General features: G+C 68.5%; 9 protein-coding genes. 6 read left to right on the forward strand and 3 right to left on the reverse strand.

Annotation, left to right across the window (positions count from 1 at the left end; all coding sequences use genetic code 11):
• Positions 1 to 56 precede the first annotated feature (56 nt).
• From CBM2594_RS12770 to CBM2594_RS12780, 3 genes are all read right to left on the reverse strand, one after another.
• A complete protein-coding gene (locus tag CBM2594_RS12770) occupies positions 57 to 938 on the reverse strand; it encodes an undecaprenyl-diphosphate phosphatase (protein WP_116357140.1) in 882 nt (293 codons plus the stop codon).
• 81 nt (positions 939 to 1,019) lie between these two features.
• Positions 1,020 to 1,580, reverse strand: a complete 561-nt coding sequence (locus CBM2594_RS12775; protein ID WP_116357141.1) for a DUF1439 domain-containing protein — start codon at positions 1,578 to 1,580, stop codon at positions 1,020 to 1,022.
• A 60-nt stretch (positions 1,581 to 1,640) separates the two neighbouring features.
• A complete protein-coding gene (locus tag CBM2594_RS12780) occupies positions 1,641 to 1,925 on the reverse strand; it encodes a YkgJ family cysteine cluster protein (RefSeq protein WP_116357783.1) in 285 nt (94 codons plus the stop codon).
• A 268-nt stretch (positions 1,926 to 2,193) separates the two neighbouring features.
• On the opposite strand from CBM2594_RS12780, the gene CBM2594_RS12785 reads away from it, so the two are divergent.
• The 6 genes from CBM2594_RS12785 (at position 2,194) to CBM2594_RS12810 (ending at position 10,076) form a co-directional block, all read left to right on the forward strand.
• Positions 2,194 to 3,033, forward strand: a complete 840-nt coding sequence (locus tag CBM2594_RS12785; RefSeq protein WP_116357142.1) for a TetR/AcrR family transcriptional regulator — start codon at positions 2,194 to 2,196, stop codon at positions 3,031 to 3,033.
• Positions 3,030 to 4,175, forward strand: coding sequence for an efflux RND transporter periplasmic adaptor subunit (locus CBM2594_RS12790; protein WP_116357143.1), 1,146 nt, complete (start codon positions 3,030 to 3,032; stop codon positions 4,173 to 4,175). Before CBM2594_RS12785 ends, CBM2594_RS12790 begins: the two co-directional genes overlap by 4 nt.
• A gap of 11 nt (positions 4,176 to 4,186) precedes the next feature.
• Positions 4,187 to 7,387: an efflux RND transporter permease subunit gene (locus tag CBM2594_RS12795; RefSeq protein ID WP_116357144.1), complete on the forward strand. Its 3,201-nt coding sequence runs from the start codon at positions 4,187 to 4,189 to the stop codon at positions 7,385 to 7,387.
• A gap of 113 nt (positions 7,388 to 7,500) precedes the next feature.
• A complete protein-coding gene (locus CBM2594_RS12800) occupies positions 7,501 to 8,154 on the forward strand; it encodes a protein-L-isoaspartate O-methyltransferase family protein (protein WP_116357145.1) in 654 nt (217 codons plus the stop codon).
• Positions 8,155 to 8,166: 12 nt separating this feature from the next.
• Positions 8,167 to 8,490 carry a rhodanese-like domain-containing protein gene (locus CBM2594_RS12805; RefSeq protein WP_116357146.1) on the forward strand — a complete coding sequence of 108 codons (324 nt, stop codon included), beginning with the start codon at positions 8,167 to 8,169 and terminating at the stop codon, positions 8,488 to 8,490.
• Positions 8,491 to 8,567: 77 nt separating this feature from the next.
• Complete coding sequence (locus CBM2594_RS12810) at positions 8,568 to 10,076, forward strand: TolC family outer membrane protein (RefSeq protein WP_116357147.1); 1,509 nt, start codon at positions 8,568 to 8,570, stop codon at positions 10,074 to 10,076.
• Positions 10,077 to 10,251: the final 175 nt, after the last annotated feature.

The raw sequence follows: 10,251 nt of genomic DNA on the forward strand, positions 1-10,251 counted from the left end.
CCAAACAAAAAGCGTGGCGGCTGCCACGCTTTTTTGTTGCCCGCGGCCCACCCGCGTCAGGCGTGCCAGGACACCAGGCCGGAGTACGCCGTCACCAGCACCACGATGCCGAAGGCGATGCGGTACCACGCGAACGGCTTGAAGTCGTGCGTCGCGACGAAACGCAGCAGCCAGCGCACGCACAGGAACGCGGACAGGAAGGCGAAGACGAAGCCGACCGCGAAGATGCCGAGGTCGTCGCCGTTCAGCAGCGCGCGCGCCTTGTACAGTTCGTAGACCGTGGCGCCGAAGATCACCGGGATCGCCAGGAAGAACGAGAATTCGGTCGCCACCTGCCGCGACAGTCCGAACAGCATGCCGCCGATGATGGTGGCGCCGGAGCGCGAAGTACCCGGCACCAGCGCGAAGCACTGCGCCAGCCCCACCTTGAGCGCGTCACGCCAGTTCAGGTCGTCGACCGACTCGATGCGCGGCGCGCCGGCCTTGGCCGCTTCCAGCAGCGCGTTGCCCTGCGGGTGCGAGACCGTGCCGCGGCGCGCGTCGCGCCATTCGGCCAGCAGGATCACCACGCCGCCGACGATAAAGGCCAGCGCCACCGAGATCGGGTTGAACAGGTGGGCCTTGATCCATTTGCCGAAGATAAAGGCCAGCACGATCGCCGGCACCGAGGCGATCACCACGTTGGCGGCAAAGCGCTGCGACAGCGGGTCGTCGCGCAGGCCGCGCACCACCTTGCCGATGCGCGCGCGGAACTCCCAGCAGACCGCCAGGATGGCGCCGAACTGGATCACGATCTCGAAGATCTTGCCCTTCTCGTCGTTGAAGTCGAGCAGCTGCCCGGCCAGGATCAGGTGGCCGGTGCTCGAAATGGGAAGAAACTCGGTCAGGCCTTCGACGATGCCGAGGATCACGGCCTTCAGGGCAAGTGCGATTTCCATGCGGAACGAAAGAGACGTAGTCAGGGGCGTTGCCCGGCTTGCGCGCCGGACCGCCCCTATTGTTGTTCGATGCGCCCCCGGTCAGGGGCGGTTGATCTTGACGTTGATGCCGTCAGGCAAAACGGTGATTGTACCGGGCTCCACATGCGTGCCGGCAATGCGCAGCTGGTCTTCGCGGAAGGTATAGAGCGGATAGCCCTGCAGCAGCTGCTCGGCCAGGATGCCGCCCAGCGCGTTGAGCTGGCGCGAGAACTGCGCGGGCATGCCCCGCACGTCGAAGCGCTGCACCTCCGGATCCTGCAGCACCACCGAGCGCGTCGGCTCGTCGTAGCGCAGTCCGCTGTCCAGCGCGAAGCGCCCGCTCAGCGCCTGGCTGAAGAACAGCTTGTTGTCGATGGTGGCGTCGAACTGCACGTTGACGCGGTTGCGCACCGAATCCAGCGTCAGCTGCGGGTTGGTCAGCTGGATGTCGAACAGCTCCATGTAGCGCTTGTTGAACGGGAATTTGCGCTCCAGCGCGGCCTGCAGCTGGCTTTGCGAGAAGGTGTACTCGCTGCGGAAGGCGCCGCAGGCGGCCAGGCCCACGGCCAGCGTGGCCGCGGCGGCAGCGGCGAGCCAGCGCCTTCGGGAAGTGCGGATCATATTGCCTCCGATTGCGGGATATCAGGAACGATTGCCCGGCGTCACGCCGCGCCGGGCCTCTCAGGCGCGCGCTTGCGGCGCGGTCAGGATCTCGAGCCGTGCCAGCCATTGCAGCGCCGCTTCGCGTGAATCGCCGCACATTTCGGCCGACGGCTTCAGGCCGCCGCAGAACGCGGGCCGGTCCGGGCTGCCGAACACCGCGCAGCGCATGTCGGGCAGCAACTGCGCGCACGGCACGCCCGCCGGCTTGCCGCCCGGCATGCCCGGCAGCGGCGAGGCGATCGACGGCGCAATACAGCAGGCGCCGCAACCCGCACGACAGGAAAGGTCTGACCGGCAACTCATAACGATGGTTTCGGGGAGCGGCAGCCGCCCGGCCGCCAGCACAAAGGCGACATTGTGCCCGAAGGGCCGCGGCCGTCCTGTAAGAAAAGGAAAACGCCGTAAGCGCGGCGCCGGAGCGGACAAGATACATGCCCCTTTCATCACATGACGTCGATATGGCTTCGTCGGCTTGCCCTTGGGCCGCCCCGCTCAATGCCTGCGCTTGACCCTCCGTTGGGCCTCATCTACATTACTGACCCACAAGTTATTAATTTTTCAACGCCCCCTCGTGCCCCGCAGTCTTCGCAAACCCGCCGTGACCAAGCCACCCGCCGATCCGCACAAGGACGCCGACAGCCCGCGCTGGAGCCGGCGCAAGGCGGCGCGGCCGCACGAGCTGTTGGCGGCGGCGCTGGAGCTGTTCGTCGAGCGCGGCTATGCCGCGACGCGGCTGGAAGACGTGGCTGCGGCGGCGGGCGTGTCCAAGGGCACGGTCTACCTGTATTTCGCCAACAAGGAAGAGCTGTTCAAGTCGGTGGTGCGCGAGAACCTGGGGCCGGCACTGGCGCGCGGCGCCGACCTGGTCGATGCCTACCAGGGCAGCACGCCGGAATTGCTGCGTGAACTGCTGCGCGGCTGGTGGGGGCTGATCGGTGCCACGCCGGTGGCGGGGCTGACCAAGCTGATCATGGCGGAGTCGGCCAATTTTCCGGACATCGCCCGCTTCTATAACCAGGAAGTGATGGTGCCGGGCGACGAGCTTTTCGCCAAGGTACTGGCGCGCGGCGTCGCGCGCGGCGAGTTTCGCGCGCTGCCGGCCAACCCGACCACCTCGCTGATCTGCGCGCCGCTGGTATTCCTGATGTTGTGGCAGCGCGCGCTGCGCGCGACCGCCGAGAAAGACATCGACCCCGAGGCCTTCCTCGATGGCCTGCTCGACACGCTGCTGTTCGGGCTGACCGCCGGCGAAGCCCGCAACCGGCCGCTGCCGCCGCAGCACGGACCCTATATCTGGGAAGTGATCCGCGACGAGATGCTGGCGCAACGCGCCGCCGCGATCGCCGCCGATGCCGCGCCTGACCCCTCAGCGCCCGCCCCCTCCGCGCCGCGATCCGGCACCCCCACATGAAACGAAAAACCCTGCTGATCGCCGCGGCCTGCCTGGCCCTGGCGCTGAGCGCCACGGTGGCGGTGCGCAAGGCCGGCAGCGCGCGCCAGCCGCAGGCGGCGGAAGCGGCCGCTGCGGCCGCTGCGGCCGCTGCGGCCGCTGCGGCCGCCAATATCGTCGAGTTCCTGCAGACCGACCTGGTGCGCGTGGCGCGCCAGGACCTGCAGTTGTCGCTGCCGCTGTCGGGCAGCCTGCGCCCGCTGAACCAGGCCTCGGTCAAGGCCAAGGTCTCCGGCGAGGTGAAGCAGGTGCTGGTGCGCGAAGGCGAGCCGGTGCGCGCCGGCCAGGTCATCGTACGCATCGACCCCACCGAATACGAAGCCCGGGCCGCGCAGGCGCGCGGGCAGATGCTGGCCGCGCGCGGCCAGTTCGAGAATTCGCGCCAGACCTGGGAACGCAACCGCGAGCTGGTCGCCAAGGGCTTTATTTCGCAGACCGCGTTCGACAAGTACCAGTCCGACCTGGCCGTGGCGCGCGCCAACCTCGACGCCGCCGAGGGCGGGCTGGCGGTGGCGCAGAAGGCGCTGGCCGACACCGTGGTCAAGGCGCCGCTCGACGGCATGGTGGCCGCGCGCGCGGTGCAGCCGGGCGAGAAGGTGTCGCCGGATACGCGCCTGGTCGACGTGGTCGACCTGCGCGTGCTGGAACTGGAAGCGCCGATCCCGATGGCCGACGTGGCGCGCGCCGCGGTGGGCCAGCCGGTGGCGCTGGAAGTGGAAGGCGCCGGCAGCTTCACCGGCAAGCTGGTGCGCATCAACCCGGCCGTCAGCGAGGGCACGCGCAGCATCATGGTCTATATCCGCGTCGACAATGCCGACCAAAAGTTGCGCGCCGGCATGTTCGCGCGCGGCGCGCTGGTGCTGGGCGAGCGCGCCGCGGTGGTGGCGGTGCCGGCCTCGGCGGTGCGCACCGAAGGCGAACGCGCCTTCGTCTACGCCATTGACCGCGACACGCTGGCGGAACGCCCGGTGCAGCTTGGCCTGCGCGATGAAGCCAGCGGCATGGTGGAAATCGTCTCGGGGCTGGATGCCGGCACCGAGATCGTCCGCAACAACCTCGGCACGCTGCGCAGCGGCAGCCAGGTCAGGCGCGTCAAGGCGTAGGGCCCGTCACCATGTGGTTCACCCGCCTGTCGATCCGCAACCCGGTGCTGGCCACCATGATGATGATGGCCTTCATCGTGGTCGGGCTGTTCTCTTACCAGCGGCTGCCGGTCGACCAGTTTCCCGACATCACCTTCCCGGTGGTGGTGGTGCAGACCGAATACCCGGGCGCCGCGCCGGAGTCGGTCGAGTCCGACGTTACGCGCAAGGTCGAGGAGATTGTCAATACCATCTCCGGCATCGACGAGATCTTCTCGCACTCTTACCAGGGCACTTCGGTCGTCGTCATCAAGTTCGACCTGAGCGTCGACGTCGGCCAGGCCGCGCAGGACGTGCGCGACAAGATCGCGCTGATCCGCCCGCAGTTCCGCGACGAGGTCAAGGAACCGCGCGTGCTGCGCTACGACCCGTCGGACGCGCCGATCTTCTACCTGTCGGTCTCCAACGCGCCGGGCGCCAGCCGCAGCCAGCGCGAGCTGACCACCATCGCCGACCAGATCGTGCGCAAGCGGCTGGAGACCGTGCGCGGCGTGGGCGCCATCAATCTCGTCGGCGGTACCAAGCGCGAGGTCGAGATCCGCATCCGCCCGGCGCAGCTGGAGGCGCTGGGGATCGGCGTGGACCAGGTGATGAACGCGATCCGCAACGAGAACCAGGAGTTGCCCGCGGGCGAGCTGCGTTCCTCGGCGACGGAGACCGTGGTGCAGATCAAGGGTCGCGTGCCCACGCCGGATGCGTTCCGGCAGATCATCGTCGCGCGCCGCGCCGGCCAGCCGGTGACGCTGGGCCAGATCGCCGACGTGCGCGACGGCGAGGAAGAACAGGAAAGCCTGGCGCTGCTCGACGGCAAGCGCGCGCTGTTCCTGTCGGTGGTGAAGGCGCAGGGCCAGAACACGGTCGATACCGTCGACGGGCTGGTGCGCATGACCGAGGAGGTGCGCAAGCTGGTTCCCGCCGGGGTCCAGCTCAATGTCGTCAACGATACCGCGCGCGGCATCCGCAGCAGCGTGAAAGAGGTGCGCTCGACGCTGCTCGAAGGCGCCTTCCTGACCGTGGCGATCGTGTTCCTGTTTCTGGGGTCGTGGCGCAGCACCGTGATCACCGGGCTGACGCTGCCGATCGCGCTGATCGGCACCTTCGGCGTGATGTACCTGTGCGGCTTCACGCTCAACGTGATCACGCTGATGGCGCTGTCGCTGTGCGTGGGCCTGCTGATCGACGATGCCATCGTGGTACGCGAGAACATCGTGCGCCACAACCTGATGGGCAAGGACCACCGCAGCGCGGCGCTGGACGGCACCAACGAGATCGGGCTGGCGGTGCTGGCCACCACCTTCTCGATCGTGGCGGTGTTCCTGCCGGTGGGCTTTATGGGCGGCATCATCGGGCGCTTCTTCCACCAGTTCGGCATCACCGTGGTGGCGGCGGTGCTGATCTCGATGTTCGTCTCGTTCACGCTGGACCCGATGCTGTCTTCGGTCTGGCATGACCCGGACCTGCACGGCACCGGCAACAAGCAGAGCTGGTACGGGCGCACGGTGGGCCGGTTGCTCGACTGGTTCTCGGCCAGGATGGACCGGCTCGGCAACGGCTATGCCGGCATGCTGGGCTGGGCGCTGAAGCACCGCCTGGCCACCGCCATCATCGCCGCGGTGACGTTCTTCGGCAGCTTTGCGCTGGTGCCGCTGATCGGCACCGAGTTCGTGCCCAACGCCGACCTGGGCGAGACCCAGGTGGGCTTCACCACGCCGGTCGGCACCTCGCTGGCGGTCACCGAAGCCAAGGTGCGGCAGGTGGAAGCCGCGCTGAAGGCGTTTCCGGAGGTGGCCTACACGTACGCCACCATCAACTCTGGCAATGCATCCGGCCGCAACAACGCGCTGGTGTCGGTGCGCCTGACCGAGCGGCGCGCGCGCAGCTTGTCCACCGCGCAGCTCAACCCGCTGATCCGCGCGCGGCTGGCCGGCATTGCCGGCATCACGCTGACCATGGTCGGCATGCCCGACGGTGCCGGCGGGCAGAAGGCGATCCAGGTATCGATCCAGGGCGACGACCTGGACGAGCTGCGGCGCCTGTCGCGCGAAGCCAGCGCGCGCATGGCGGCAATCCCCGGGCTGACCGACCTGGACTCGAGCATGAAGGACGACCGCCCCACCATCGAGGTGCGCATCCGGCGCGAGCTGGCCTCGGACCTGGGCGTGGGCGTGGCGCAGATCGGCAATGCCTTGCGCCCGCTGCTGGCCGGCGATGCCATCAGTTCCTGGCGCGCGCCGGACGACGAAAACTATGACGTGCGCGTGCGCCTGCCCAGGGACGCGCGCACCGGCATGGCCGACCTGAGCGCGCTGATGATCGCCAGCAGCCACGCCAACGCCGACGGCTCGCCGAAGATGGTGCCGCTGCGCCAGGTTGCCGAGCTGGTGCCGACCACCGGCGCCAACCAGATCAGCCGGCGCGACCTGAACCGCGAAGTCGAGCTGACCGCCAACGTGGCTGGGCGCTCGGCCGGCGAAGTCGCGCGCGACATCAAGGCCGCGCTCGACGGCATGACCTGGCCGGCCGGCTACAAGTACCGCTTCGGCGGCTCGACCAAGTCGATGAACGAGTCGTTCGGCTACGCCGTGTCAGCGCTGGCGCTGGCGGTGATCTTTATCTACATGATCCTGGCGTCGCAGTTCGCCAGCTTCTTCCAGCCGGTCGCCATCATGACCTCGCTGCCGCTGACGCTGGCCGGGGTGTTCGCGGCGCTGCTGCTGTTCGGATCGACCCTGAACATGTTTTCGATCATCGGCTTCATCATGCTGATGGGGCTGGTGACCAAGAATGCGATCTTGCTGGTGGACTTCGCCAACCAGGCGCGCCAGGGCGTGGACGGCCGCGCGCCGCTGTCGCGCGAGGCAGCGCTGGTCGAAGCCGCGCGCGTGCGGCTGCGCCCCATCCTGATGACCACGCTGGCGATGATCTTCGGCATGGTGCCGCTGGCCTTCAGCCTGGGCGAAGGCGCCGAGCAGCGCGCGCCGATGGGACAGACCGTGATCGGCGGGATCATCACCTCGTCGATCCTGACGCTGGTGGTGGTGCCGGTGATCTATACGTACCTTGATGATTTCGGCGCGTGGCTGCGCCGGCTGTGGCAGGGCAAGCCCGCCGCCACGCCGGCCGCGCCCGCGCCGGCCGGGCAACCGGGCCCGGCACAGGCCAGCGCGGAATGAGCCCGCAGGCGTCCGCAAGGTTAAAATAACGGGTTTGATAAGACTGTCCGGCCGTGGCACCGCGCGGCCGGCGCACAGACCGACAGCGGTTGGCATTGGTAAGGAATGGCAAGATGGATCTCGAAAAAGCCCGATTCAACATGATCGAACAGCAAATCCGCCCGTGGGACGTGCTGGACCAGGAAATCCTGGACCTGCTGGCGGTGGTCAAGCGGGAGCAGTTCGTCCCGTCGGCCTACGCCTCGCTGGCGTTCGTCGACATGGAGATTCCGCTGCCCGCCGGGCAGAACATGCTGGCGCCGCGCGTCGAAGCGCGCATCCTGCAGGACCTGGCCGTGCGCAAGCATGAGACCGTGCTGGAAATCGGCGCCGGCTCCGGCTACATGGCCGCGCTGCTGGCCAACCGCGCGCGCCACGTGCTGAGCGTCGACATCGTGCCCGAGCTGGTCGAGCTGGCCCGCACCAACCTGGCCAACGCCGGCGTCACCAACGTCGACGTCGCCGAAGGCAATGCCGCCGACGGCTGGGCCGCCGCCGCGCCCTACGACGTGATCTGCATCTCGGGCTCGCTGCCGGCGATTCCGCCGTCGATCCTGGCGCACGTGAAGGTGGGCGGACGCATCGCCGCCTTCGTCGGCGAACTGCCGGTGATGGAAGCGCGCCTGGTCACGCGCGTGTCCGAGACCGAGTACCAGGTCGTCAACCTGTTCGAGACCGCGGTCAAGCCCCTGCAGGGCGCGGCCCGGCCGTCGCAATTCCAGTTCTGAGGACGCACCACCATGCAGGTCATCCAAGCGACCGAACTGGCCCAGTGGCTGGCCGACGCCAGCCGCGCCAAGCCGGTCCTGCTCGACGTGCGTGAAGGCTGGGAGGTGCAGACCTGCGCCCTGCCCGGCATCACCCACATCCCGATGCGCGACATCCCGGCGCGCGCCGCCGAACTCGACGAAGACGCCGACATCGTCTGCATCTGCCATCACGGCGCACGCAGCATGCAGGTGGCGGCCTACCTGGAGCGCCAGGGCTACGGCAAGGTCTACAACCTGACCGGCGGCGTCGACGCCTGGGCCAGCCAGGTCGACCCCAGCATGCCGAAATACTGAAGCGGCAGGCCAGCGCAGCAACACGAAGAAAAAACGACTGTCGGCCGCGGCACCCGCCGCGCCCACCTGGAGGTGTCATGACGTTTGCGCCCAACGCCCTGCCCGGAGCGATCCGGACGCGCCTGGCGATCGCGGTTTCCCTGCTGGCCCCGCTGTTGGCTGTGATGCCGATGGCGCCGGCAAGCGCGGCCGACCTGCTGCAGGTCTACCGCGATGCGCAAGCCAACGACGCCCAGTTCGCCAGCGCCCGGTCGCAGCTCTTGGCCACGCGCGAGAAGCTGCCGCAGGGCCGCGCCGGCCTGCTGCCGCAGGTGGTGGGCACCGCGGGCGCCAACCGCACCAAGCTCGACCAGACCGCGTCGCTGCCGATCGGCGGCGCGCCCAGCGCCTCGGGCACGCGTTTCTTCAATAACAACAACTGGCAGCTGCAGCTGAGCCAGCCGCTGTTCCGCTGGGACCGCTGGGAAACCTACAAGCAGGGCGAGCTGGCCGCGCTGGCGGGCGAAGTCAGCTTCCACCAGGCCGAGCTCGACCTGATCACGCGTAGCGCGCAGGCATACTTCGACGTGCTGGCGGCGCAGGACAACCTCTACCTGGCGCGCGCGCAGAAGAAGGCCATCGCCGAGCAACTGGAACAGGCCAAGCGCAACTTCGAAGTCGGCACCGCCACCATCGTCGACGCCAACGACGCGCAGGCCCGCTTCGACCTGGCCACCTCGACCGAAATCGCCGCGCAGAGCGACCTGGAGATCAAGCGCGCCACGCTGCAGCAGATCACCGGCAAGCCGGTCGACGAACTGATGGGCCTGCGCCCGGAAGCGCCCATCCCGGGCCCCCAGCCGCCCGACGTCAACGCCTGGGCGGCGCAGGCCGAGACCAGCAACCTGCAGGTCAACCTGGCCAGCTACAACCTGGAAACCGCGCAGCGCGAGACCAACAAGGCCAAGGCCGGCCACCTGCCGTCGGTCGACCTGGTGGCCTCGTACGGCTTCAACAACCAGACCGGCAGCGCCACACAGGCGATCTCGACGCACTACAACGCCTCGCAGATCGGCGTGCAGCTGACCCTGCCGATCTTCGCCGGCGGCCAGATCCAGTCGCGCGTGCGCGAGACCCTGGCGCTGGCCGACAAGGCCGCCAGCGACCTGGAATTCGCCCGCCGCACCGCCGCGCAGACGGCGCGCCAGACTTACTCCGGCGTCTCCAACGGGCTGGCGCAGGTCAAGGCGCTGGAGGCGGCCGAACGCTCGGCCACCAGCGCGGTGGAATCCAACCAGCTTGGCTATGACGTGGGCGTGCGCATCAATATCGACGTGCTCAACGCCGAGGCCCAGCTGTTCTCCACCCGCCGCGACCTGGCCAGGGCCCGCTACGACACCATCATGAACGGGCTGCGGCTGAAGGCTTCCACGGGCGTGCTGCAGGAATCGGACGTGGTGCAGATCAATACGCTGCTGACGTCGTCGCCGGGGGCGCTGTACAAGCTGCCGGTGCCGGCGCAGGCAGGCGGCAAGGCGCCGGCAAAGGCGGCTGCCACACCGGATCGCCGCGGTGCGCGGCGCGACGGCGGAACGCCGCGCTCCTGATCAACGGGCCGCAACCGCGGCCCTTTCTCTTTGTGTGGTACGGCAAAGATGCGGTGGTTTGCTACCCTCTCCCGCTTGCGGGAGAGGGGCCGGGGGTGAGGGCCCGGCGTTCGGCAAGCACGAGGCGCTTGCACTGCGTTGAAGCTCTGGCCCTCTCCCCCGCCCCTCTCCCATT

This window comes from Cupriavidus taiwanensis, assembly GCF_900249755.1.
Lineage (GTDB): Bacteria > Pseudomonadota > Gammaproteobacteria > Burkholderiales > Burkholderiaceae > Cupriavidus > Cupriavidus taiwanensis_D.